The organism is Serratia sp. L9, from assembly GCF_050632285.1.
Taxonomy (GTDB): domain Bacteria; phylum Pseudomonadota; class Gammaproteobacteria; order Enterobacterales; family Enterobacteriaceae; genus Chania.
In genome coordinates this window covers 118,164-143,468 of sequence record NZ_CP192591.1, presented here as the reverse complement: position 1 = coordinate 143,468, position 25,305 = coordinate 118,164, and the positions used below count along the sequence as shown (strand labels likewise).

15 protein-coding genes and 3 pseudogenes are annotated in these 25,305 nt (G+C 54.4%); 9 read left to right on the top strand and 9 right to left on the bottom strand.

Annotation, left to right across the window (positions count from 1 at the left end; all coding sequences use genetic code 11):
• Positions 1–13 precede the first annotated feature (13 nt).
• Positions 14–2,746, bottom strand: coding sequence for a two-component sensor histidine kinase BarA (barA, locus tag ACQ86O_RS00620; protein WP_431223722.1), 2,733 nt, complete (start codon positions 2,744–2,746; stop codon positions 14–16).
• A gap of 125 nt (positions 2,747–2,871) precedes the next feature.
• On the opposite strand from barA, the pseudogene rumA reads away from it, so the two are divergent.
• The 5 genes and pseudogenes from rumA to eno all read left to right on the top strand — a co-directional run.
• A pseudogene (gene rumA, locus ACQ86O_RS00615) lies at positions 2,872–3,327 on the top strand (23S rRNA (uracil(1939)-C(5))-methyltransferase RlmD); the annotation flags it as partial.
• Positions 3,328–3,336: 9 nt separating this feature from the next.
• Positions 3,337–5,570 (top strand): annotated as a pseudogene (gene relA, locus ACQ86O_RS00610) (GTP diphosphokinase).
• A 61-nt stretch (positions 5,571–5,631) separates the two neighbouring features.
• Positions 5,632–6,426: a nucleoside triphosphate pyrophosphohydrolase gene (mazG, locus tag ACQ86O_RS00605; RefSeq protein ID WP_431223721.1), complete on the top strand. Its 795-nt coding sequence runs from the start codon at positions 5,632–5,634 to the stop codon at positions 6,424–6,426.
• Positions 6,427–6,795: 369 nt separating this feature from the next.
• Positions 6,796–8,433 (top strand): glutamine hydrolyzing CTP synthase, encoded by a 1,638-nt coding sequence (pyrG, locus tag ACQ86O_RS00600; protein WP_431223720.1) that lies wholly within the window; start codon positions 6,796–6,798, stop codon positions 8,431–8,433.
• A gap of 81 nt (positions 8,434–8,514) precedes the next feature.
• Positions 8,515–9,810 (top strand): phosphopyruvate hydratase, encoded by a 1,296-nt coding sequence (gene eno / locus ACQ86O_RS00595; RefSeq protein WP_431223719.1) that lies wholly within the window; start codon positions 8,515–8,517, stop codon positions 9,808–9,810.
• A gap of 82 nt (positions 9,811–9,892) precedes the next feature.
• On the opposite strand, the gene ACQ86O_RS00590 is transcribed toward eno, so the two are convergent.
• The 7 genes from ACQ86O_RS00590 to ACQ86O_RS00560 form a co-directional block, all read right to left on the bottom strand.
• Positions 9,893–11,011 carry a M20 family metallopeptidase gene (locus ACQ86O_RS00590; protein WP_431223718.1) on the bottom strand — a complete coding sequence of 373 codons (1,119 nt, stop codon included), beginning with the start codon at positions 11,009–11,011 and terminating at the stop codon, positions 9,893–9,895.
• Positions 11,012–11,030: 19 nt separating this feature from the next.
• Entirely contained in the window at positions 11,031–11,492 is a 462-nt protein-coding gene (locus ACQ86O_RS00585) for a YjiG family protein (protein ID WP_431223717.1), read from the bottom strand.
• The gene (locus ACQ86O_RS00580) at positions 11,492–12,244 is read right to left on the bottom strand and encodes a nucleoside recognition domain-containing protein (RefSeq protein WP_431223716.1); all 753 of its coding nucleotides are present in this window, start codon (positions 12,242–12,244) and stop codon (positions 11,492–11,494) included. The genes ACQ86O_RS00585 and ACQ86O_RS00580 overlap by 1 nt, the downstream gene beginning before the upstream one ends.
• A 242-nt stretch (positions 12,245–12,486) precedes the next feature.
• On the bottom strand, positions 12,487–13,878 hold the full coding sequence (locus ACQ86O_RS00575; RefSeq protein WP_431223715.1) for an amino acid permease: 1,392 nt from the start codon (positions 13,876–13,878) through the stop codon (positions 12,487–12,489).
• Positions 13,879–14,036: 158 nt separating this feature from the next.
• Positions 14,037–15,572 (bottom strand): histidine ammonia-lyase, encoded by a 1,536-nt coding sequence (hutH, locus tag ACQ86O_RS00570; protein ID WP_431223714.1) that lies wholly within the window; start codon positions 15,570–15,572, stop codon positions 14,037–14,039.
• The gene (hutU, locus tag ACQ86O_RS00565) at positions 15,569–17,260 is read right to left on the bottom strand and encodes a urocanate hydratase (RefSeq protein WP_431223713.1); all 1,692 of its coding nucleotides are present in this window, start codon (positions 17,258–17,260) and stop codon (positions 15,569–15,571) included. Before hutU ends, hutH begins: the two co-directional genes overlap by 4 nt.
• Positions 17,261–17,635: 375 nt before the next feature.
• A complete protein-coding gene (locus ACQ86O_RS00560; protein ID WP_431223712.1) occupies positions 17,636–18,973 on the bottom strand; it encodes an MFS transporter in 1,338 nt (445 codons plus the stop codon).
• A 326-nt stretch (positions 18,974–19,299) separates the two neighbouring features.
• Between ACQ86O_RS00560 and queE the strand changes: the two genes are divergently transcribed.
• Positions 19,300–19,971, top strand: a complete 672-nt coding sequence (queE, locus tag ACQ86O_RS00555) for a 7-carboxy-7-deazaguanine synthase QueE (protein WP_431223711.1) — start codon at positions 19,300–19,302, stop codon at positions 19,969–19,971.
• A gap of 124 nt (positions 19,972–20,095) precedes the next feature.
• Here queE and queD read toward each other — a convergent pair whose 3' ends face one another.
• Positions 20,096–20,455, bottom strand: a complete 360-nt coding sequence (gene queD, locus ACQ86O_RS00550) for a 6-carboxytetrahydropterin synthase QueD (RefSeq protein WP_431223710.1) — start codon at positions 20,453–20,455, stop codon at positions 20,096–20,098.
• A gap of 506 nt (positions 20,456–20,961) precedes the next feature.
• On the opposite strand from queD, the gene cysJ reads away from it, so the two are divergent.
• From cysJ to cysH, 3 genes and pseudogenes are all read left to right on the top strand, one after another.
• The gene (gene cysJ / locus ACQ86O_RS00545; RefSeq protein ID WP_431223709.1) at positions 20,962–22,764 is read left to right on the top strand and encodes an NADPH-dependent assimilatory sulfite reductase flavoprotein subunit; all 1,803 of its coding nucleotides are present in this window, start codon (positions 20,962–20,964) and stop codon (positions 22,762–22,764) included.
• A pseudogene (gene cysI, locus ACQ86O_RS00540) lies at positions 22,764–24,478 on the top strand (assimilatory sulfite reductase (NADPH) hemoprotein subunit). The gene cysJ and the pseudogene cysI overlap by 1 nt, the downstream one beginning before the upstream one ends.
• Before the next feature lie 87 nt (positions 24,479–24,565).
• Positions 24,566–25,300, top strand: coding sequence for a phosphoadenosine phosphosulfate reductase (cysH, locus tag ACQ86O_RS00535; RefSeq protein ID WP_431223708.1), 735 nt, complete (start codon positions 24,566–24,568; stop codon positions 25,298–25,300).
• Positions 25,301–25,305: the final 5 nt, after the last annotated feature.

Sequence of the window (25,305 nt, the reverse complement as noted above, 5' to 3'; positions counted from 1 at the left end):
AGGGGGCGTTACCTTACCCCAGCCGGAAGCTGGCTTCCGTCTTCACCAGTTCAATCTCATCCAACATTTCCAGCCATTCCGGCTCCAGGCTGCTGTTGCTGACACCCTGGCGTAACTGTTGCTCAAGGTAAAAACAGAGTTGCTTGAGGCGGGGGACGCCGCTGTAGCTGCAACTGCCGTGCAGCTTGTGGATCAGGTCAAGAATGCTCTCATCCACTTCCCCTTCCAGTAAGGCCTTTATCCGATCGCTGACCTGTGGCAGGAACTCGACCAGCATTTGCAGCAGATCGCGGGCCAGATCTTCCTTGTTGGCTGCCTGGCGCAGTGCCAGCGGCCAATCCAGCGACAGCGGTGTTTCCGTCAGGCTATGGGGCTTGCTAGGCTCAGGTTCAATTTCGACGGTGTGATAGCGGGAAAGCACCCGCGTCAGCATGGCTTCATCAATCGGTTTTGCCAGATAGTCATCCATCCCTACCTGCAACAGGTGCTCACGTTCGCCACTGACCGCGTGGGCCGTTACCGCCACAATCGGGGTGGAGTTGTGGTGGGGCATCTGGCGGATCAACTCGCTGGCCTGGATGCCGTCAATATTCGGCATCTGTATATCCATCAGGATCATATCCAGCACGTTGTCACGCGCCATAACGATCGCCTCTTCGCCACTTTCGCACAGCAGCGTGTTTTCAACCTGCTCTGCCAGCAAAGTGCCAATCAGCTTCAGGTTGGCCGGGTTATCATCCACCGCCATCACCGTGAGCGGTAAGCGTTTACGTACCGCTGGGGCACTCAGACGCTGCGGGGCTTCCATGCGCAGTAACGGGTACAGGCGGCCACTGCTGATGGGTTTGGTCAGGCAGCCGATGGCCCCGAGTTTTTTCATTTCTTCTGCGTCGACCTGTGACTGGCTCGGCAGTGCCAGGATCACCCGTCCGGCAATGCTCAAGGCCTCCATCAGTTTGCCCCGATGCTGGCCGACACCCTCTTTATAAGGAATAGGCACGCCTAACAGGATAAAATCGTAATGATTTTTCGGCAGTTGCCCCAGCGTCGGTGAATGGGTTACCACCAGTTGGGTGACGCTCAGCATATTCAGCGTTGCCTGGGCTGCCGTCGGGTTGGCTTCGACGTAGGCCAGCGTTTTGCCGCGCAGATCCGGCAGGCTTGGCGGTAATGACAGCATGCCTTCGTTCAGATCGATGGTGATGTGGAACCAGAAGGTAGAACCACGGTTCAACTGGCTGTGGAAGCAGATATCGCCCCCCATCTCTTTCACCAGTTTTTGGGTGATCACCAGGCCCAGCCCGGTGCCACCGTGGCGGCGCGAAATACTGGCGTCGGCCTGACGGAACGCCTGGAACAGCTGCGATTGCTGGCGTTCAGAAATACCGATGCCGGTATCGTGGAACTGTATTTCCAGCTCTACCTGGCGCTCCAACTGGTTGCGCAGCTCTACGCGGATATCGATATTGCCGGTTTCGGTGAATTTCACCGCGTTGCCAAGCAGGTTGGTGATCACCTGCTGCAGGCGCAAGGAATCGCCAATAACCTGTTCAGGCACATCGTTTTGCACATCCAGAGTCAGCTCCAGCCCTTTGTCATGTGCGCTTGGCGCCAGCAACACGATCACTTCGTCCAATGTTTCACGCAGTGCGAACGGAATATGCTCCAGCACCAGTTTGCCAGCCTCCAACTTGGAGAAGTCCAGCACGTCGTTAATGATGGTCAGCAGATTATTGGCAGAACGCTCGATGGTTTGCAGATAGTCGGTCTGGGTGGCGCTGAGATCGGTCTTCAGCATCTGACGCGTAAAGCCAATCACGCCGTTGAGCGGGGTTCGCAGCTCATGGGACATATTGGCCAGGAATTCGGATTTGATTCGTGCGGCTTCCTGCGCACGTTTTTTCGCCAGATCCAGTTCAACGTTCTGGATCTCCATCTGCTCCAAAGTTTCACGCAGATCAGAAGTGGCCTGATCGATATTTTGCTGCATCTCCTCGTGATAGGCGGTCAGCGACATCGCCATCGAATTGATGCCATTTTTCAGCATGTGCAGCTCGCCGAGCATATAGCCCTCAACCCGGCTATCCAACTGCCCACGACGGATACGGTCAACGGTGTTGACCATATTGCGGATCGGGCCGGTAACGTCGCGCATCAGGCGGTAGGCAAACAGAATGGCGATGCACATACACAGCAGCAATAACAGGGTCGAAACAAACACTTCTTTGTATTGCTGCAAACGAACCGATTGCAGATCCAGCTCAATTGCCACATAACCCAGATTGTTTTCGGGGTGAGCCTCGCCGCTGGCGCCTTCATCCGGGAACTGGTTTTCTGAGAGGATAGGGGTGCGCAGGATCAACGAATCCCCTCGCCGTGTCAGCATCAGTTCGGTGGGCATTGGCACACCTTTGGGCAACTGCAACTGGGTATAATTATGGTGATAATTGGAAGTGACAAACAGGTTGTTCTGCGCATCAAAAACGGTAATAGAACGCACGATCTCCGAATGGCGCCGATGCAGAAGGCTGACCAATTGCCTGACGGATTCACGGCTGCGGAAGGTCATGCCGTATTCGCTGGCCACCGCGAGTGGTTCAATGATGCTGGCGCCAGCGTCAACCAGTTGCTCTTGTAACTCGTTGTAGCGATGCACTACAAAGAAAGTGCTGAGTAGCAAACCGATTAATAGCGTCGGTGCCAGGATCAAGATCATCATGCGTGCGCGCAGGCTGTATTTGGTCATGGAATTCCAATGTGGGAGAATGGGTTGCTAATCCTGGCAGTAAACCAGCACTCAATCGACAATTAGCGCACTCCCGAACGCCGCGTGCCGACCTGGCCAGCGAGACAAATATTAACAGTATTGGTGCGGTAAATCAGCAAATGCTGGCCGAGCCCCTTGAATGGTTGAAAATCGGACCCAATGATCGAATATTAGATCTGTTTTACGGATTGAAGGTGTTGCCACGCTGTGGGTGAATGGGCAGTATAAGCACATAAGAATTCACTTACTAATCTGCCATTTCTCCATCAAAATCTTGAGGATGGCGTGGCACGGCAACCTTGGGCAGCTCAAGGATTTGATCGGATGATGTTGATCCCCCGCGCTGGCGTGGCTGGGGTCATGTCACATATTGCTAAACTGGCAATAGAGCGCGTGGTTTATGTTTCCTGTAACCCCGCAATACTGGCATACGCAGCAAAGTGTTGGTGGCTGCCGGTTATCGTCTTGCCCGTATGCGGACGTTGATGACGTTTTCGCAGGCGGGGCATCTTGAATCCATGGCGCTGTCTATCAACACGCCCGGGGTCGCTGCAAAGTAGGGAGAAGTTATGGTTGCGGTAAGAAGTGCACATCTGAATACGGCGGGTGAATTCGCGCTTGATGATTGGATCGCCAGTCTGGGGCTCCCCAACCCGCAGTCATGTGAGCGATTAGCCGCAACCTGGCGTTACTGTGAGCAGCAGACCCAAAACCACCCCGATGCGCCACTGTTGTTGTGGCGTGGCCTGGAAATGGTGGAGATCCTCTCGACCCTTAGCATGGATAACGACAGTATGCGCGCGGCGCTGCTGTTCCCGCTGGTCGACGCGGCCATTGTGCCGGAGGCTACCCTGACCGAAGCGTTCGGTTCTGGCATTACCTCGCTGGTTCATGGCGTGCGTGATATGGACGCCATACGCCAACTGAAAGCTACGCATAATGACTCGATGGGTTCCGAACAGGTGGATAACGTTCGCCGTATGCTGCTGGCGATGGTGGAAGATTTCCGCTGCGTAGTCATTAAGCTGGCAGAGCGGATTGCTCACCTGCGCGAAGTGAAGGATGCGCCAGAAGATGAGCGCGTGCTGGCGGCCAAAGAGTGTTCCAATATTTATGCTCCTTTGGCCAACCGTCTTGGTATCGGCCAGTTGAAGTGGGAACTGGAAGATTTCTGCTTCCGCTATCTGCACCCGGATGAATACAAACGCATTGCCAAGCTGCTGCATGAACGCCGTATCGATCGCGAGCAGTTTATTGATGACTTCGTGGCCACGCTGCATAACGCGATGGACAAGGAAAGCATCAAGGCGGATATCTATGGCCGCCCGAAACACATTTACAGCATTTGGCGCAAGATGCAGAAGAAGTCGCTGGCGTTCGACGAATTGTTTGACGTGCGCGCGGTGCGTGTCGTGGTGGAGCGCTTGCAGGACTGCTATGCGGCGTTGGGCATTGTGCATACGCATTTCCGCCATCTGCCGGATGAGTTCGACGACTATGTCGCCAACCCAAAACCGAACGGTTATCAATCGATCCATACCGTGGTGCTTGGCCCGCGGGGCAAGACGCTGGAAATCCAGATCCGCACCCGTCAGATGCATGAAGATGCCGAACTGGGAGTGGCTGCCCACTGGAAATACAAAGAAGGCGCGGTAGTTACGGCGCGTTCGGGCTACGAAGAACGCATTGCGTGGCTGCGTAAGCTGATCGCCTGGCAGGAAGAGATGGCGGACTCTGGCGAAATGCTGGACGAAGTCCGTAGCCAGGTCTTCGACGATCGTGTGTATGTGTTTACGCCAAAAGGTGACGTGGTGGACCTGCCAGCAGGTTCGACGCCGCTTGATTTTGCCTACCATATTCACAGCGATGTTGGCCACCGTTGCATCGGCGCCAAAATTGGTGGCCGTATTGTGCCGTTTACCTATCAATTGCAGATGGGCGATCAAATCGAGATTATCACCCAGAAGCAGCCGAACCCGAGCCGGGACTGGCTGAACCCGAACCTGGGCTATGTCACCACCAGCCGTGGGCGATCGAAGATCCACAACTGGTTCCGCAAACAGGATCGCGATAAAAATATCCTGGCCGGGCGGCAGATGCTGGACAATGAGCTGGAACATCTCGGTATTAGCCTGCGCGAAGCCGAAAAACTGCTGATCCCGCGTTATAACGTCAACTCGCTGGATGAAGTGCTGGCGGGGATTGGCGGCGGTGATATTCGCCTGAATCAGATGGTGAACTTCCTGCAGGGCAAGCTCAACAAACCGAGCGCCGAAGAGCAGGATCGCGAAGCGCTGCGCCAACTGACCCAACAGAAGGCACCGGCAGCAGCGGCCCGCAGCAAAGACAATGGCCGGGTAGTGGTAGAGGGCGTGGGCAATCTGATGCATCACATTGCCCGTTGCTGCCAGCCGATCCCTGGTGACGATATTGTCGGTTTTATCACTCAGGGGCGGGGTATCTCGATCCACCGTTCAGATTGCGATCAACTGGTCGATCTGCAATCCCACGCGCCGGAGCGCATCGTTGATGCTGTTTGGGGGAAAGCTACTCCAGCGGATATTCGCTGGTGGTACGCGTAGTGGCCAACGATCGCAGCGGTCTGTTGCGTGACATCACGACCATCCTGGCCAACGAGAAGGTCAACGTACTGGGCGTTGCCAGCCGCAGTGACACTAAAAAGCAGTTGGCCACCATCGATATGGATATCGAAATCTACAACCAGCAGGTGCTGGGGCGGGTGTTGGCCAAGCTTAATCAATTGCCGGACGTGATAGACGCCAAGCGTCTGCACGGTAGCTAATTTTTCTCTTTTTGTCTTAGGGCTCAGCATGCTGAGCCCTGAATTATTCAGAGATCCCGCCATGACCCAAGTCACCCCGTTGCAACGCCTCCTGACCATCATGAAAACCTTACGCGACCCGCAGGTAGGCTGCCCGTGGGATCGTAAGCAGACCTTCGCGACCATCGCGCCCTACACGCTGGAAGAAACCTATGAAGTGCTGGACGCCATTGCGCGCCAGGATTATGCCGATCTGCGTGATGAACTGGGGGATTTGCTGTTCCAGGTCGTGTTCTACGCCCAAATGGGGCAGGAACAGGGGCTGTTCGATTTCGACCAGGTTTGCAATGCCATCAGTGACAAGCTCGAACGCCGCCACCCGCATATCTTCGGGCAAGCGGAAGCGGCAGACAGCGAAGCCGTTTCCGTACGTTGGGAGCAACTGAAAGCCGATGAGCGTGCGGAGAAAGCGCTGCACTCGGCACTGGATGATATTCCTGATGCCTTACCGGCGCTGATGAAGGCTCACAAAATTCAGAAGCGCTGCGCCGCCGTCGGTTTTGACTGGAACACGCTTGGCCCGGTACTGGGGAAAGTGTACGAAGAGCTCGACGAAGTGATGCATGAAGCGCAACAAGCGGTGGTCGACGAGAAAAAGCTGGAAGAGGAAATTGGCGATTTGCTGTTTGCCACGGTCAATCTTTCCCGCCATCTCGGGCATAAGGCGGAAAATGCGCTTCAGGTGGCCAACCGCAAGTTCGAGCGGCGTTTCCGCCAGGTTGAAGACATCGTGCAGCAAAGCGGCCTGCAGATGCAGGAAGCCACACTGGAGCAGATGGAAGCCGCTTGGCAGCAGGTAAAAAGCCAGGAAAACTAATTGGAAATGCCGTTGTCCTAACTGTGTTGCTTGTTTGATCGGCGACAATATTCGTGTAGGCTGAAACGGTTAAGCTCAGGGTTATGGTTTGCTGAATTGCTGGTTATGCGCTGATATAAGCCCAACGGACTGAAATCCAAGTCTTTTTATAGATTATGATGTCGGTTTCATCGCGCTTTGTTTTACGCTAACTGATTGTTTTAAAAGGCACGGAGAGCAGTGCTGGCGGATTGAACCCGGATGAACTCACGACGGTGACAGAGATGATGGATGGCAAAACGATCGTTTGTAGGTCAAGAGAGGTTCGGGTATACTACTTTCCCGTCCTGGTACTTCCATCGTCTTTAAACCTAAACTCTCAGGTTCAGCATGACAACTAATTATATTTTTGTGACCGGCGGGGTCGTATCCTCTCTGGGTAAAGGCATTGCCGCAGCCTCTCTGGCGGCTATTCTCGAAGCCCGTGGCCTCAACGTTACCATCATGAAACTGGACCCGTACATCAACGTGGATCCGGGCACCATGAGCCCGATTCAGCATGGGGAAGTTTTCGTCACCGAAGACGGCGCAGAAACCGATCTGGATCTGGGTCACTACGAACGCTTCATCCGTACCAAAATGACGCGTCGTAACAACTTCACTACTGGCCGTATTTACTCCGATGTGCTGCGCAAAGAGCGCCGTGGCGATTATTTGGGCGCGACCGTTCAGGTGATCCCGCACATCACCAACGCCATTAAAGAACGCATTATCGAAGGTGGCGAAGGGCACGATGTGGTGCTGGTTGAAATCGGCGGCACCGTCGGTGATATCGAATCCCTGCCATTCCTGGAAGCCATCCGTCAGATGGCGGTTGAAGTTGGCCGCGAGCATACTCTGTATATGCACCTGACGCTGGTGCCGTACCTGGCGGCCGCAGGTGAAGTCAAAACCAAGCCTACCCAGCATTCGGTAAAAGAGCTGCTTTCCATCGGTATTCAGCCTGATGTGCTGATCTGTCGCTCCGATCGCGCAGTTCCTGCTAACGAACGCGCTAAAATCGCACTTTTCTGTAACGTGCCGGAAAAAGCAGTTATCTCCCTGAAAGACGTTGATTCCATTTATAAAATCCCAGGCCTATTGAAATCTCAGGGGCTTGACGATTATATTTGTAAACGATTCAGCCTCACCCCGCCGGAAGCCAATCTGGCCGAGTGGGAGCAGGTGATTTACGAAGAAGCCAATCCAGGCGGCGAAGTGACTATCGGTATGGTCGGCAAGTATGTCGAACTGCCAGATGCCTACAAGTCTGTGATTGAAGCGCTTAAGCACGGTGGGCTGAAAAACCGTCTGACCGTCAACATCAAGCTGATCGATTCGCAGGATGTTGAAACGCGCGGCGTAGAAGTGCTGAAAGATCTGGATGCGATCCTGATCCCTGGTGGTTTCGGCTACCGTGGCGTGGAAGGCAAGGTCATGACCGCACGCTATGCTCGTGAAAACAACATCCCTTATCTGGGCATTTGCCTGGGTATGCAGGTGGCGTTAATGGAGTTTGCCCGTAACGTGGTGGGCATGGAAAACGCCAACTCCACTGAATTTGTGCCAGACTGTAAGTACCCGGTGGTGGCCCTGATCACCGAGTGGCGTGATGAAGAAGGCAATGTTGAGGTCCGTACTGAAGAAAGCGATCTGGGCGGTACGATGCGTGTGGGTGGCCAGCAATGCCACCTGACCGATAACAGCCTGGTGCGCAAGATGTACGGCGAACCAACCATCGTTGAACGCCACCGTCACCGCTATGAAGTGAACAACATGCTGTTAAAGCAGATCGAAGCCGCAGGTTTGCGTGTTGCTGGTCTTTCTGCCGATAACAAGCTGGTCGAGATTATCGAGCTGCCTGACCATCCGTGGTTCGTAGCCTGTCAGTTCCATCCGGAATTTACTTCGACGCCGCGTGATGGGCATCCGTTGTTTGCTGGCTTTGTCAAAGCGGCGGGTGAACACCAGAAGCGTCAGGTGAAATAAGAGTTTTGGTAAGCAACGCGCGGCAAAAACCGCGCGTTGTTTGTCTGGAGTTTTAGCTTAACTTGTATCGAGGAAAACCTAATGTCCAAAATCGTTAAAGTCATCGGCCGTGAAATCATCGACTCACGCGGCAACCCAACTGTTGAAGCCGAAGTGCATCTGGAAGGCGGTTTCGTAGGTCTGGCTGCTGCGCCTTCAGGTGCTTCTACCGGTTCCCGTGAAGCACTGGAACTGCGTGACGGTGACAAATCCCGTTTCCTGGGTAAAGGCGTACTGAAAGCCGTTGCTGCAGTAAACGGCCCAATTGCTCAGGCAGTTATGGGTAAAGATGCCAAAGACCAGGCTAACATCGACAAGATCATGATCGATCTGGACGGTACCGAGAACAAATCCCAGTTTGGTGCCAACGCCATCCTGGCAGTTTCTCTGGCTGCTGCCAAAGCGGCGGCTGCCTCTAAAGGCATGCCACTGTACGAGCACATTGCTGAGCTGAACGGCACCCCAGGCAAATTCTCTATGCCACTGCCTATGATGAACATCATCAACGGTGGTGAGCACGCCGACAACAACGTCGACATTCAGGAATTCATGATCCAGCCAGTAGGCGCGAAAACCCTGAAAGAAGCCGTGCGTATCGGTTCTGAAGTTTTCCATCACCTGGCAAAAGTGCTGAAAGCCAAAGGCATGAACACTGCGGTAGGTGACGAAGGTGGCTATGCGCCAAACCTGGGTTCTAACGCTGAAGCGCTGGCCGTTATCGCAGAAGCCGTGAAAGCGGCAGGCTATGAACTGGGCAAAGACGTTACCCTGGCGATGGACTGTGCGGCTTCTGAATTCTACAAAGACGGTAAATACGTTCTGGCCGGCGAAGGCAACAAAGCGTTTACCTCTGAAGAGTTCACTCACTTCCTGGAAGACCTGACCAAGCAATACCCAATCGTTTCTATCGAAGACGGTCTGGACGAATCTGACTGGGATGGTTTCGCATACCAGACCAAAGTGCTGGGCGACAAAATCCAGCTGGTTGGCGACGATCTGTTCGTTACCAACACCAAGATCCTGAAAGAGGGTATTGAGAAAGGCATCGCTAACTCCATCCTGATCAAATTCAACCAGATCGGTTCTCTGACCGAAACTCTGGCTGCTATCAAGATGGCCAAAGACGCAGGCTACACCGCGGTGATCTCTCACCGTTCAGGTGAAACCGAAGACGCAACCATCGCAGATCTTGCGGTTGGTACTGCGGCTGGCCAGATAAAAACCGGTTCTATGAGCCGTTCTGACCGCGTTGCTAAATACAACCAACTGATCCGTATCGAAGAAGCGTTGGGCAACCGCGCACCGTTTAATGGCCTGAAAGAAGTTAAAGGTCAGTAATAACGGCTTGATTCGTTACTGAGTAGATAACGGAGAGTACCGCAAGGTGCTCTCCGTTTTTTTAGTGCAGATAAAAGAGGGTTTACTGGCCTAAACGGACAATAACCTGTTTTAGCAACCTGATGCGTGGCGCGATGCTGTCCAGCTCCAGATATTCTGCCGGGCTGTGAAAACCAGCACCAATTGGGCCAAAACCGTCCAGTGATGGGACACCCAATGCCGCCGTGTGGTTCGCGTCAGAACCCCCGCCCACTGCCTGCCAGTGAATAGCGATACCTTCCTGCTCGCCGACGTCTTCGACCAACTGCATAAGCTTTTCAGTATCCCGTGAAGGCGCCATCGCGGGCGTGTGGGCCTCTTGCAAAAGTTGGATGCTGATATCTGCAAGCAAATGCGTGCTACAGAATTGAGATAGCGATTGATGAACGCGCTGATACTCTTCATTGTTCCAGAAGCGCAGATCCAAAATAGCATGGGCTTTATCAGCAACAATGTTGGCGGCATCACCGCCTTGGATCACACCAAAATTGAGGGTAGTACCGGCCTCAGCGTCTGCCAATCCATTCAGTTCAACGATTGTCTGGGCGAGTGCATTGATCGCCGAGCGGCCACGGTGCGGGTCGTTACCGGCATGTGCCGCTACGCCACGAAAGTCCAACCTGTAACGGGCCATGCCTTTACGTGCCTTAACCAGAGAGCCATCGGCTCGGGCTGCTTCACAGACTAAAACCACGGCGCTGCGTTTGGCTAATTCACCGATCCATTGATGAGAGAAGACGGAACCGGTTTCTTCATCTGGATTCATGGCGACTGCAATCTTCAGACGCTCTTTCTCGGCAGGGGATAAGCTGCGCAACGCCCAGAGAATATTGAGTAATCCGCTTTTCATATCCGAAACGCCGGGGCCATAAACCCGCCCGTCCTGTACTGTCATCGGGCGTTCTGCGGCGGTGCCTTCGGGGAAAACGGTATCCATATGGCCGACCAGCAGCACATCAAACTGCTCGGCATCGGCATGGTTGGTGACAAACATACCGGGCCCGACACGCTCCCCCAGATTGACTCGTTCGGTGTGCCAGCCGGCCTGCTGATACCAGGTTGCAAAACGGTCGGCAACACAAGCTACGCCCGCAACGGTCTGGGTTCCGCAGTCGATATTGACCACGCTGCGCAACTCGTCGAGATATTGTTCAGTGTTCATAATTTTCCTTTACCTGAAGCTACAGAAGAATGCGCATGATCAGCATGGCAATAAAGGCGTTCATTACCGAAATACCAATCATCAAGGGAATACGTTTGGCGGAGGTGCCTACCACGCCAAGGATGCGCCCGGCGTACTGGATCTGTGATCCCATCAGATAGATGGCGGGAGCAAGAATGGCCAGATGCGTGCCGCTCAGAATACCTTGATCGAATAACGCTACCGCGACACCCACCCCGCCACCCATCGACATCCAACCGCCGATCAGCACCGCTGCCGCTTCACCCGGTAGGCCAAACACCCCCATTAATGGGCCAAAGACCAGCGCCAACCCCTTCAGCGCACCGGTAATTTCTAACGCTTTAATCAACACAAATGCCATCAGCACGTTGGGCAAGGTGCTGGTGGTTGCTATGTTCCAGCCTTTGCGCGCTCCGGCAACAAAGACATCGGTAATCATTGGATTTGAAGGCGTAGACATTAGGCTTCTCCCTGCGCGGATTGACGTTTTTTATCGGTTTCATCCTGCTGCTCTTCGCGAGAGATAGTGCGCAGGATCAGGCGCAGGATGTTGGCACCAAAAATTTTCATGACGAACATCACCACGATACAAAGACCAATGGAGGCAGGAACCGCAGGCGTGCCATCGACGGTTATCAGGGTGAACAGGATGGCGCCCGAGGAGAAGAAATTGGTGATCATCGCCCCTGCCGAGAACTGGAACATGGTGAAAACGTCCCGCTCATTATTGGAAATCTGTCCTTCATCACTCAGGTTACGTGTCAGTGAGGCGCCAACGTCGGTGCTTTGCAGGCTGCCGATCATCGCCAATCCGGCACAGCCGGGCAGCCCGAGCAGAGGGCGCAGTAGTGGGGTAAGAAGCTTGCGTGCCGCGTTCAGTGCGCCGTAATGTTCCAGGACGTTAATCATCCCCAATGCGAACATCACCGCCGGGATCAGGCCAAACGCAAACAGAAAACCATCCATTGCTCCATTGCCACCGGTGCCGCGATAGGCGCTGGTAGTGACCTTCATTGCTTCACCACTGCCGCTCACCCCACTGACGACTCGGCCAAAGGCGCCATTGAGCGTAGTAAAGTCAAATACGCCATACCAGGTATTACCGCCTAGCAGGCCAGAGAAAAACACCATCGCGAACAGCAAGGCAATATAGGCACCGGGGCCCACTCGTATTTCCTCAGGGTGGGGCGTCGGTTTTTGTAAATCACTCATCATCATTTCCTTTTGTTTCCATGGAATAATAAATGTAAAAACTTATTAATTTTTAAAGAAACACAAATGGGCAAAGTTGATGATGATCAATAAAAATGTCGGGATATTATTTTGTTTTTCAGATATTTGAAGTGGAACATAGTTCAGGAAACAACGGCCTTCAGGAAGAAGGCCGGAAAGGATTGCTGGGTATAGTCTTATCTAAAAATACCGATTAATAAACGCTGTTCCGGGTGTGGCGGTTACAGACTTTCAGTTGAGGTTACCGGGGAAACATCGCTTTTTTTACGTACCCACAGCCAGTATGCCAGGGTCAGGAACGCCACCCAGACCAGGCCGACAAACAGGGCGATGCGGCTCTCTTCGAAGTAACCGAGCAAGCCGATCACAAACACCATAAATGCCGTTGCCAGAGCGGGGGCTATCGGCCACCAAGGCACCGGGAAGCTCAGCTGGCTGACTTGCTCTTTGGTGAGAGTACGGCGCATGGCTGCCTGCGAAAGCAGGATCATCAGCCAAACCCAAACCGTGGCAAAGGTGGCGATAGAGGCAATAATCATAAAGATTTGTTTTGGGATCAGGTAATTGAGCACCACCGCCAATAACAGGGCAATCGACATCACCAACACCGTCATCCACGGCACGCCGTTTTTGGTCAGCTTGGAAAAGCTTTTCGGTGCCTGACCGTCATGGGCCATGCCGTACATCATGCGTCCAGCGCCAAAAATATCACTGTTGATGGCGGAGATAGCGGCGGTGATCACCACTACGTTCAATACGTTAGCCGCTGAAGCGATCCCCAGGTTGCTGAAGATTTCCACGAATGGGCTGCCGTTTTGGCCAATACTGTTCCACGGATAGATAGCCATCAGCACCAGTAAGGTCAGCACGTAAAATAACAGGATGCGGATCGGCACGGCGTTGATCGCTTTTGGCAGTACCTTGGCGGGATCTTTGGCTTCGCTGGCGGTGATCCCGATGATTTCGATCCCCCCAAAGGCGAACATGACCACAGCCAGAGAGGCGATAACGCCACCTATGCCATTTGGCATAAAGCCGCCGTGCGCCCACAGATTGCTGAAACCGGTGGCCTGCTCGGTTACGCCAAAGCCAAACAGCATCACGGCAGCGCCGCCAACGATCATTGCCACAATGGCCGCCACTTTGACCAGAGACAGCCAGAACTCCATTTCGCCAAACACTTTGACGCTGCACAGGTTAAGCGCGCCAATAAACATGATGATGCTCAGCACCCAGACCCACTGCGCGACATCCGGGAACCACAGCCCCATATAGATGCCAAATGCCGTGACGTCGGCCAGGGCGACGATCACCATTTCAAAGGTGTAGGTCCAACCGGTGAGGAACCCGGCCAAAGGGCCAAGATAATGACTGGCGTAATGGCCGAAGGAGCCGGAGACCGGCTGATGTACCGCCATTTCCCCTAATGCCCGCATCACCATAAAGACGGCGGCGCCGCCGACCAGATAGGCCAGCAGCACGGCCGGACCGGCCAGTTGAATAGCACCCGCAGAGCCATAAAACAGGCCGGTGCCAATGGCCGAACCCAGGGCCATAAAGCGAATATGTCGCGCGTTCAGGCCGCGCCGCAGTTGTGGTTTTTCGGAACGCATGTTGCTTCTCCGTATTAATGTTGTTGTCGGACAGGCAGCGCCATCCACACCGGGGGAACGAACCCCGGCGGGATAGAGTACGAACTTGTAGGGTAACAGGTTGTGTCCCTTAATTAACCGCCGTGCTGTGGCAGTTGAGGGACACAGGTTTAACGGTGTTACGCCTGGCTAGGCAGCAACTTGGCCGGTACCAGAGAGGTCAGGTGGCCTGCCGCCAACAGTTGGCTGGCAGCTTCTATGTCGGGAGCGAAGAACCGATCCTTCTCGTAGTAGCTGACCTGCTCACGCAACAGGCGGCGAGCCTGCTCCAGGCTTTCGGTGGTTTGCAGCCCTTTGCGCAGATCCAGCCCCTGGCAGGCAGCCAGCCATTCCACTGCCAGAATACCGCGCACGTTATCCGCCATCTCCCACAGGCGACGGCCTGCCGCTGGCGCCATTGAGACATGGTCTTCCTGGTTGGCCGAGGTCGGGATGCTGTCAACGCTGGCCGGGTGTGCCAACGCTTTGTTTTCGCTGGTCAGTGCGGCGGCGGTTACCTGGGCTATCATAAAGCCGGAGTTCACGCCGCCGTTATCCACCAGGAACGGTGGCAACTGCGACATGTGCTTGTCCATCATCAGCGAGATACGGCGTTCTGAGAGTGAACCGATCTCGGCAAATGCCAGCGCCAGGTTATCAGCCGCCATGGCGACCGGCTCGGCGTGGAAGTTACCACCGGATAGCACATCACCCTGTTCGGCAAATACCAGCGGGTTATCGGAAACGGCGTTAGCTTCGATCTCCAGCACCTCGGCAGCCTGGCGGATTTGCGTCAGGCAGGCCCCCATCACTTGAGGTTGGCAGCGCAGAGAATAAGGGTCCTGTACTTTCTCGCAGTTATGATGCGAATCAGACACGGCGCTGCGTTTACCAAGCAGATGGCGATAAGCCGCCGCCGCGTCGATCTGGCCACGTTGCCCGCGCACTTCGTGAATACGTGGGTCGAACGGGCTGCGCGATCCCAGCGCGGCTTCAACCGTAAGGCTGCCGGTCACGGTAGCTGCGGCATACAAGTCTTCGGCATCAAACAGACCGCGCAGGGCAAAGGCAGCGGAAACCTGGGTGCCGTTCAACAGCGCGAGACCTTCTTTGGCCGCCAACGTCAATGGCTTCAGGCCTGCTTTGGCCAGCGCCTCGGTTGCCGGTAGCCATTCTCCTTGATAGCGGGCTTTACCTTCACCCAGCAGCACCAGGCTCATATGCGCCAGCGGAGCCAGATCGCCGGAAGCACCAACGGAACCTTTGAGCGGGATATGCGGGTACACTTCGGCATTAACCAGCGCCATCAGTGCCTGAATAACTTCCAGGCGAATACCCGAGAAACCGCGTGACAGGCTGTTAATCTTCAACACCATAATCAGGCGCACCAGATTGTCATCGGTTGGGGCACCCACACCGGCTGCGTGTGACAGCACGATGGAGCGTTGCAGGTTTTCCAAATCTTCACGGGCGATTCGGGTCGAAGCCAGCAAACCGAAACCGGTGTTGATGCCGTAAGTGGTGCGGTTCTCTTCTACGATGCGTTCTACACAGGCCACGCTTTGCTGGATTGCCCCATAGGCGTTGTCATCCAGCGCTAATTTGACCGGGTGTTGGTAAATCTGGCGCAGATCGGCAAGGGTAAGTTTGCCTGGGCGAATCGTTAATGTTTTCATGCTTTGCCCCCTTGAGTGGCGGCTACCATTGGCAAGTTAAGGCCTTGTTCACGGGCGCAGTCGATAGCGATGTCGTAACCGGCATCTGCATGGCGCATCACACCGGTGGCTGGATCGTTATGCAGTACGCGGGCGATACGCTCGGCAGCTTCATCGGTGCCGTCACAGACGATCACCATCCCGGAATGTTGGGAGAAGCCCATGCCAACGCCGCCGCCGTGGTGCAGTGAGACCCAGGTTGCGCCGCTGGCGGTGTTCAGCAGGGCGTTGAGCAGTGGCCAGTCAGATACGGCATCGGAGCCGTCTTTCATCGATTCGGTTTCACGGTTCGGGCTGGCTACCGAGCCGGAATCCAGGTGATCGCGGCCAATAACGATTGGTGCAGAGAGTTCGCCACGGCGCACCATTTCGTTAAACGCCAGGCCCAATTTGGCACGTTGGCCCAGGCCTACCCAGCAGATACGGGCTGGCAAGCCCTGGAAGCTGATACGTTCACGCGCCATATCCAACCAACGGTGCAGATGTTCGTCATCCGGGATCAGCTCTTTCACCATGGCGTCAGTTTTGTAGATATCCTGCGGATCCCCTGACAGGGCGGCCCAACGGAACGGGCCGATACCACGGCAGAACAGCGGGCGAATATAGGCAGGCACAAAACCAGGGAAGTCGAAGGCGTTATCAACGCCCATTTCTTTAGCCATCTGGCGGATGTTGTTGCCGTAGTCGAAGGTTGGAACGCCCATTTTCTGGAACGCCAGCATGGCTTCGACGTGCTCGGCCATCGACTGTTTGGCGGCTTTCACCACCACCGCCGGTTCGGTCTGCGAACGGCGGCGATACTCTTCCCAGCTCCAGCCTTTTGGCAGGTAACCATTGAGCGGATCGTGGGCGCTGGTCTGGTCGGTCACCATGTCCGGGCGCACGCCACGTTTGACCAGTTCTGGCAGAATGTCTGCTGCGTTACCGCACAGTGCGATGGAAATGGCTTTGCCTTCGGCGGTGTATTTTTTGATACGTGCCAGGGCGTCATCCAGATCTTTGGCCTGTTCGTCGACATAGCGGGTTTTTAAACGGAAATCGATGCGGCTCTGCTGGCATTCGATATTCAGCGAGCAGGCTCCAGCCAGCGTGGCGGCCAGCGGTTGTGCGCCACCCATGCCACCCAGACCGGCAGTTAATACCCAGCGGCCTTGCAGGCTACCGTCGTAATGTTGACGGCCTGCTTCCACGAAGGTTTCATAGGTGCCTTGCACGATGCCCTGGCTGCCAATGTAGATCCAGCTACCGGCAGTCATCTGGCCATACATCGCCAGACCTTTGGCATCCAGTTCGTTGAAGTGCTCCCAGGTGGCCCAGTGAGGAACCAGGTTAGAATTGGCAATCAGCACGCGCGGAGCGTTGCTGTGAGTTTTGAAAACACCGACCGGTTTGCCGGACTGCACCAGCAGAGTCTCGTCGTCTTCCAGCGTTTTGAGGGTGGCGACAATCTTGTCATAGCAATCCCAGTCACGGGCAGCACGCCCGATACCGCCGTACACCACCAGTTCATGTGGATTTTCTGCCACCTCAGGATCGAGGTTGTTCATCAGCATGCGCAGCGGCGCTTCAGTCAGCCAGCTTTTTGCGTTTAATTGTGTGCCGCGAGGCGCGCGTACATCGACATTGCGAACTTTGTTATTTGCAGTCACAGCTATTTCCTCAAACAGTATCGGTACAAATTTCATGACTTGGTAACAACAACACCAGGTCATAACAATGCATAGGGTTTATTAACATATACTTGTATGTACAAGCATATGCAACACCAACCAGCGCCTAACCCGAAAGGCCTAAATTGGATTTAATATTTATTTATATCAGTGTGTTATGCTATTTTTCCGGGTTTGGGTCATTAGCAGGAGTTGATAGAACAGTGAGCTACTCTACAAAAATGAATTAAAATTGTGTCATTTTTGAGCGACGAATCACAATAAATTTACATATGGATTACAACTAAGCCAAAAGGGGTAAAAAGCCGTATCCACAGGGGCGTCAGAGGCCGATACCTAACGCCCCGGGAAGGGTTAATGGATAGGTTGCAACGCCGAAGATCGGCTCATCTTGAATACCGTTGCGAAGGTGGCTACCAGTGCCGGAAGAGCCAGGAACATCAAAATCCCCTGAACCTGCCACTCCATGGCCAGCAACTGCGCGGCCATCATGGTGCCTGCCACGCCGCCAAAACGGCCTATGCCCTGCATCCAGGCAATGCCGGTAGCGCGGCTGTGGGTCGGGTAGTAAGTAGCAGCCAGCGTCTGCAGGCCGGATTGAGCCCCGTTCATGGTGATCCCCATCAGGAAGATAAAGGCTCCCAGCAGGACGATATGGCTATCCTCGTTGGCCATAGCCACAATCAGCAAGGCGGTAATGGCGAAGCCGGTTGAAACTACCTTATGGGCATTCCAGCGGTCCATCAGCCAACCGGCAACCAGGATCCCCAAGGTACCGCCAAAAGTGAATAGCGAAGTCAGGATTGCCGATTGTTCAAGCTGATAACCCAATCCCTGCATCAGCAGCGGCATCCAACTGAGCAGGACGTAGTAGATCACCAGCCCCATAAAGTAGGTTAACCACAGCATGAGCGTCCCCACCAGATAGGGGCGGCTAAACAGCAGCCCGACGCTGGTTTTCGACAGGGCCAACTTGTCTTCATACAGGTAAAACCGCGAGATATGGCTGATGTCGTAACTTACAAAACGCTGGGCGATGCGTTTGATTTTCGAAACGTCCCGGCCACGGTTAACCATATATTTCACCGATTCCGGCAGCAGCAGGATCAGCAGCACGGTGAGTACCAGCGGAGCGATGGCTCCCAGCAGTAGCACGCTGTGCCAGCCGTAGGCAGGGATCAGCCATGAGGAGATAGCGCCACCGCCCGCCGCCCCCAAAGGGAACCCGCAGTACATGGTGTTGATCGCCAATGAACGACAGCGCTGGGGGGCATATTCCGAGATCAGGGTGATCGCATTGGGCATTGCCGCCCCTAGCCCCAGCCCAGTCAGGAAGCGCCATAGCGTCAGGCTATTAAGCGAGCCTGCATAGGCGGTCGCCAGGCTGGATAAGCCAAAAAACAGGCAGGAGAAAACCAGTACCTGCTTGCGCCCAACCCGGTCGGAAATCGGCCCGGCGACCAGTGCCCCAAGCGAAAGGCCGAGCAGTGCTGCACTTAACACCGGTCCGAGATCTTGTTTGACGATCCCCCAGTCTTTGGCCACCGAAGGGGCGATATAACCCATTGCTGCCGTATCGTAACCATCAATGGCCAGGATCAGGAAACCGAGAATGATTAAGGTCCAGTGGAATAAAGAAATCTTGCTGTCGTCGATAGCCTGCTGAATATTCAACTCAGTAGAGTGAGCCATAGTCCCCTCGAAACACAGATGTGATGTTGATGGATGGAGCGTCGAAACTGCGCTCGACTTGTGCTTGCCTGTCTATACATCTGCGCCAGTGGTAGGGTTTATGTCAAATAATTTTATATTATTTGTTGCCGATATGTGTGTTTTGCGTGGTGTATTAATCTGCTTATTGGTGTTTGTCTTTATATAAACAGCATCAATATGTTTGGCCATCGGAGCGTTACGCTGGATGCAACCGGAGAGGATAAAATTTAATACAATTTACCTGGTTTGGCGGCCTGGACGGGATCTGCGATAATGCGGTTTTCCCCTGCCAGATAGAGAAAGCCATGCAGTACCCGATTAACGAGATGTTCCAGACTTTACAAGGTGAAGGCTATTTCACCGGCGTTCCGGCTATTTTTATCCGCCTGCAGGGTTGCCCGGTAGGATGCAGTTGGTGCGATACCAAACACACTTGGGAAAAGGAAGCTAATCGGGAAGTAGACATGCAGCGCATCCTGGTAAAAACCGCCGAAAGTGATGCCTGGGGCAGTGCCAGCGCCCAACAACTGCTTGAGGTTTGCCAGCAGCAGGGTTATACCGCCCGCCATATTGTCATCACGGGCGGTGAACCCTGCATTTACGATCTTATCCCGCTGACGACTCTCTTTGAGAACCACGGCTATGGCTGCCAAATCGAAACCAGCGGTACCCATGAGGTTCGTTGTTCTCCCAATACCTGGGTAACGGTTTCACCCAAAGTGAATATGCGTGGTGGGCTAAAAGTATTGGATCAGGCGCTGATACGGGCTGATGAGATTAAACATCCGGTGGGGCGTGAACGGGATATTGAAGCGCTGGACCAGTTGCTGGCTACATTACACGACGAAAAGCGCCGAATTATCGCCCTGCAACCCATCAGCCAGAAAGAAGAGGCGACACGATTGTGTATTGAAACGTGCATCGCCCGCAATTGGCGGCTTTCGATGCAGACGCATAAATATTTGGATATACAATAAAGAGTCTGTGTAATCCCTAACCGCTTTCACGCTAGCCTGTTTATCCCCAGAAGCTTACTGTTGGGTAAGTGACTGGGGTCAACATGTGCGCCAACCACGCGGTGGCTTGAAAGATGAAGGGGATTTAGCCTTTATATAGGCAACCTGCGGTACAGGTCTCTTTAACCATCACCGCCGATAATTCAGGCAGTTGTGGTTTTAACTGGTGCCAGATCCAGGCGGCGAGCACTTCGCTGGTCGGGTTTTCCAAACCAGGAATATCATTCAGATAATAGTGATCCAGGCGTTGCCAAATCGGGTTGAACGCCGCCTTTAGTTCGGCAAAATCCATCACCCAGCCGGTATGGGCATCGACTTCACCGGTAACTTCCAGACGCACCATAAATGAATGCCCGTGCAGACGGCCGCACTTGTGGCCCTCCGGCACATTTGGCAGGTGGTGAGCGGCTTCAAAATGAAAATCTTTAAACAGCGTGGTTGCCATAATTACGGCCTCAGTGACTCAAAAACTGGCGAATGGTATCGAAAAGCGGACTCACTTACCACTCATACCCGCCCTGGCCGTCGTCTTTCCAGCTACAGCGTGGTTGGCTGTACGTGTCATCCCTGTCACTGACCCACCCACGCTGGGGTAAGCTGGGATCCATAGGGTATGCCGGTGATATCGTCCTATTAGCGGCATCATTGACAATTTTTTTATTTGGCAGGATGACGTCTATCGAAGACCGCTATCAGTCATAAATGCGATTCATTCCACCATTAGTTAAATTATTATCTATTTATCAATAGATTAAAATTTAACTTCTAACAGTTTAACCGCTATCCCTTACCAGAAAAACCGCTTAGTCATTTTGGTTATTATTTATTGCTATCCCTTATTTAATCGTTGCAATGGCACTCGGTAACCTTACAAACTCTCCTGGTCTTTTCAGGAAATCAAACAACAACACAGCGACTGACACTGGCTAAGCATAGGATATCCGTACCGCGATGACGACTCAGGCTCCTCCAACCTCTTTGCTCCCGCTGACACCCGAACAGTTGGCGCGCTTACAGGCGACAATTGGTGAATATTCGCCCACACAGTTAGCGTGGCTATCTGGCTACTTTTGGGGGATGGTTAATCAGCAACCGGGGGCCGTTGCCGCCGTACCCACCCCCGCGCCAACAGCGGCCAGCATCACCCTGATATCCGCATCCCAGACTGGCAACGCCCGCCGCCTGGCCGAACAGCTGCGTGACGATTTATTGGCGGCCAAGCTGAGCGTCACGCTGGTTAACGCCGGTGACTATAAGTTCAAGCAAATCGCCCAGGAGCGCCTGGTTGTGGTGGTGGCTTCCACCCAAGGGGAAGGGGAGCCAGCAGAAGAAGCGGTAGCGCTGCATAAATTCCTGCATTCCAAAAAAGCGCCCAAGCTTCCTGAAACGGCCTTTGCGGTATTTGGCCTGGGGGATAGCTCCTATGAAAACTTCTGCCAGTCCGGTAAGGATTTTGACGCCAAGCTGGCGGAACTGGGGGCAGAACGCCTGGTGGAACGTATCGATGCCGATGTGGACTATCAGGAATTGGCCGTCGCCTGGCGTAAACAGGTGGTGGAAGTTCTCAAGTCGCGTGCTCCGGCACAGAGCAGCGTACCGGCGGCACTGGCCAGTGGTGCCGTCGATTTACTGGATAGCAGCCCTTACAGCAAAGAGCAGCCGCTGACCGCGCAACTGGCGGTAAAGCAAAAGATCACTGGCCGTGGTTCCGATAAAGATGTGCGCCATATCGAAATCGATTTAGGGGATTCCGGCCTGCGCTATCAACCCGGCGATGCGCTGGGAGTATGGTTTGATAACGATCCGGCGCTGGTGGATGAGCTGGTACAGTTGCTGTGGCTGAAAGGGGACGAGCCGGTTGAAGTCGAGGGCCAGACCAAGCCGCTGCGCGATGCGTTGCACAGCCACTTTGAACTGACGCAGAACACCACGCAAATTGTTGAAAAATATGCAGCGCTTTCGCGAGACGAAAAACTGATTGCTCTGTTGGCAGATAAAGCCAGGCTGCAGCATTACGCGCATAACACGCCGATCGTAGACATGGTGCGCCAGGCGCCGGCGGATCTGCATGCAGAACAGTTGATCAGCCTGTTGCGTCCGCTGACGCCACGTTTATATTCCATCGCCTCCTCGCAAGCGGAAAATGAAAACGAAGTGCACATCACCGTTGGCGTGGTTCGCTACGCGATTGATGGCCGTGCCCGTGCCGGTGGAGCCTCCAGCTTCCTGGCCGATCGTTTGCAGGAAGAGGGGCCTCTGCGCGTGTTTATCGAGCATAACGAAAACTTCCGTCTGCCCGCCAACCCGCAAACGCCGGTGATTATGATTGGCCCCGGCACCGGTATTGCTCCTTTCCGTGCCTTTATGCAACAGCGTGAGGCCACGGGGGCGGAGGGTAAAAACTGGCTGTTCTTTGGCAACCCGCATTTTACCGAAGACTTCTTATATCAGGTTGAATGGCAGCGCTACGTGAAAGACGGCCTGCTGAGCCGTATCGATCTGGCCTGGTCACGGGATCAGCAGCATAAGGTTTATGTGCAGGACAAGCTGCGTGAGCAAGGGGCAGAAATCTGGCGCTGGATCCAGGAAGGCGCGCACATTTATGTCTGTGGCGATGCCAACCGAATGGCGAAAGACGTCGAAAACACATTATTAGCACTGGTGGCCGAGCACGGTGGTATGGATACCGAGCTGGCAGATGAATTTTTAAGTGAGCTGCGCATTCAGCGCCGTTATCAGCGAGATGTTTACTGATGAGTGATAAACACCCTGGCCCTCTGGTGGTTGAAGGCAAACTGGCTGATGCCGAACGCTTGAAGAAAGAAAGCAACTTCCTGCGCGGTACCATTACCGAAGATTTAAATGATGGCCTGACCGGCGGCTTCAACGGCGATAACTTCCTGCTGATCCGTTTCCACGGCATGTACCAGCAGGACGATCGCGATATCCGTGCCGAACGCGCAGAACAAAAGCTTGAACCGCGCCACGCCATGATGCTGCGCTGCCGTCTGCCGGGGGGATTATTACCCCGCAGCAATGGTTGGGCATCGACAAATTTGCCGAGCAAAGCACGCTGTATGGCAGCATTCGTATCACCAACCGCCAGACGTTCCAGTTTCATGGCCTGTTAAAAGGTAACGTGAAACCGGCGCATCAGTTGCTTAATCGCCTGGGGCTGGATGCGCTGGCGACGGCCAACGATGTGAACCGTAACGTCCTGTGTACTTCCAACCCGGTGGAGTCGGAACTGCACCAGGAGGCCTACGAATGGGCGAAGAAAATCTCGGAACACCTGTTGCCACGTACCCGGGCCTATGCCGAGATATGGCTGGATAAAGAAAAGGTCGCCACCACCGACGAAGAACCGATCCTGGGGGCCACCTATCTGCCGCGCAAGTTTAAAACCACGGTAGTGATCCCGCCGCAGAATGATGTGGATCTGCATGCCAATGACATGAACTTTGTGGCTATCGCTGAAAACGGCAGGCTGGTGGGCTTTAACCTGCTGGTTGGCGGTGGTTTGTCCATCGAACATGGCAATAAAAAGACCTATGCACGTGGGGCCAGTGAATTCGGTTATATCCCGCTGGAGCACACGCTGGCGGTGGCGGAGGCGGTAGTAACCACCCAACGTGATTGGGGCAACCGCACTGACCGCAAGAATGCCAAAACCAAATATACGTTGGAGCGCGTGGGGGTTGAGACCTTCCGTGCCGAAGTGGAAAAACGGGCTGGCATAACTTTCGAACCGGTGCGCCCTTACGAGTTTACTGGCCGTGGCGATCGCATCGGTTGGGTGAAGGGGATCGATAATCGCTGGCACCTGACGCTGTTTATCGAAAATGGCCGTTTGCTGGATTACCCAGGGCGACCGCTGAAAACCGGCGTGGCAGAGATCGCCAGGATCCACCAAGGTGATTTCCGCCTGACGGCTAACCAAAACCTGATCGTGGCTGGCGTACCGGAGAGCGAAAAAGCCAAGATCGAAGCGTTGGCTCGCCAGCATGGCCTGATTGACGAGGGGACCAGCGAGCAACGCAAAAATTCGATGGCCTGTGTCTCTTATCCGACCTGCCCACTGGCGATGGCAGAGGCCGAACGCTTCCTGCCGGAGTTTGTGACCAAGGTCGAAGGCATCATGCACCGGCATGGCGTGGGTGATGAGCACATCGTGTTGCGTATCACCGGGTGCCCGAACGGCTGTGGCCGTGCGCTGCTGGCGGAGATTGGCCTGGTAGGCAAAGCGGTTGGTCGCTACAACCTGCACCTGGGGGGCAACCGCGAAGGCACGCGTATTCCCCGGATGTACCGGGAAAACATTAATGAAGAAGAAATACTGCACAATATTGACCAACTGGTAGGGCGCTGGGCAACCGAGCGCACGGCTGGGGAAGGCTTTGGCGATTTCACTGTTCGTACCGGCATTATCCGGCCGGTGGTGGATCCTGCGCAGGATTTCTGGGACTGACCTTCAAGGCGGTATTTTTTATCGTGCCGCCCTCCCTCTCCCTTGGGTTGAGGGGAAAATACATCCTCATTTTCAGGAGATCGCATCATGGCTGAATTGGATCTTGCAGCATTGAACGCGCTGCCGAAATCCGGTCAGGCGCTGGCATTGGCGGTCGTCAATGGCCAGTTGGAATCGCTTTCGGCGCAGGAAAGAGTCTCCTGGGCGCTGGAGCATCTGCCGGGGGAGTTTGTACTCTCTTCAAGCTTTGGCATTCAGGCTGCGGTATGCCTGCATCTGGTCACCCGCATCAAGCCGGATATCCCGGTGATCCTGACCGATACCGGCTATCTGTTCCCGGAAACCTACCAGTTTATCGATCAACTGGCCGACAAGCTGAACCTGAACCTGCAGGTATTTCGTGCCGAACATTCACCGGCCTGGCAGGAGGCGCGCTATGGCAAACTGTGGGAGCAAGGCGTGGAAGGGATCGAAAAGTACAACCAGATCAACAAGGTTGAGCCGATGAACCGCGCACTGGAAACGTTGGGTGCCCAGACCTGGTTTGCCGGTTTGCGCCGTGAGCAATCGGGCAGTCGTGCCAATCTGCCAGTGCTGGCGGTGCAACGTGGAGCGTTCAAGATGCTGCCAATCATTGATTGGGATAACCGCCAGATTTACCAGTACCTGACCGAACATGGGCTGAGTTACCACCCGCTGTGGGATCAAGGCTACCTTTCGGTTGGCGACACTCATACTACACGTAAATGGGAAGAGGGGATGAGCGAAGAACAAACCCGCTTCTTTGGACTCAAGCGTGAGTGCGGCCTGCATGAAGGTTGATTGAG

Coding starts and splice junctions, on each gene's coding strand:
- barA (WP_431223722.1), bottom strand. CDS start 2,746: ATGACCAAATACAGCCTGCGCGCACGCATGATGATCTTGATCCTGGCA.
- mazG (WP_431223721.1), top strand. CDS start 5,632: ATGACCCAAGTCACCCCGTTGCAACGCCTCCTGACCATCATGAAAACC.
- pyrG (WP_431223720.1), top strand. CDS start 6,796: ATGACAACTAATTATATTTTTGTGACCGGCGGGGTCGTATCCTCTCTG.
- eno (WP_431223719.1), top strand. CDS start 8,515: ATGTCCAAAATCGTTAAAGTCATCGGCCGTGAAATCATCGACTCACGC.
- ACQ86O_RS00590 (WP_431223718.1), bottom strand. CDS start 11,011: ATGAACACTGAACAATATCTCGACGAGTTGCGCAGCGTGGTCAATATC.
- ACQ86O_RS00585 (WP_431223717.1), bottom strand. CDS start 11,492: ATGTCTACGCCTTCAAATCCAATGATTACCGATGTCTTTGTTGCCGGA.
- ACQ86O_RS00580 (WP_431223716.1), bottom strand. CDS start 12,244: ATGAGTGATTTACAAAAACCGACGCCCCACCCTGAGGAAATACGAGTG.
- ACQ86O_RS00575 (WP_431223715.1), bottom strand. CDS start 13,878: ATGCGTTCCGAAAAACCACAACTGCGGCGCGGCCTGAACGCGCGACAT.
- hutH (WP_431223714.1), bottom strand. CDS start 15,572: ATGAAAACATTAACGATTCGCCCAGGCAAACTTACCCTTGCCGATCTG.
- ACQ86O_RS00560 (WP_431223712.1), bottom strand. CDS start 18,973: ATGGCTCACTCTACTGAGTTGAATATTCAGCAGGCTATCGACGACAGC.
- queE (WP_431223711.1), top strand. CDS start 19,300: ATGCAGTACCCGATTAACGAGATGTTCCAGACTTTACAAGGTGAAGGC.
- queD (WP_431223710.1), bottom strand. CDS start 20,455: ATGGCAACCACGCTGTTTAAAGATTTTCATTTTGAAGCCGCTCACCAC.
- cysJ (WP_431223709.1), top strand. CDS start 20,962: ATGACGACTCAGGCTCCTCCAACCTCTTTGCTCCCGCTGACACCCGAA.
- cysH (WP_431223708.1), top strand. CDS start 24,566: ATGGCTGAATTGGATCTTGCAGCATTGAACGCGCTGCCGAAATCCGGT.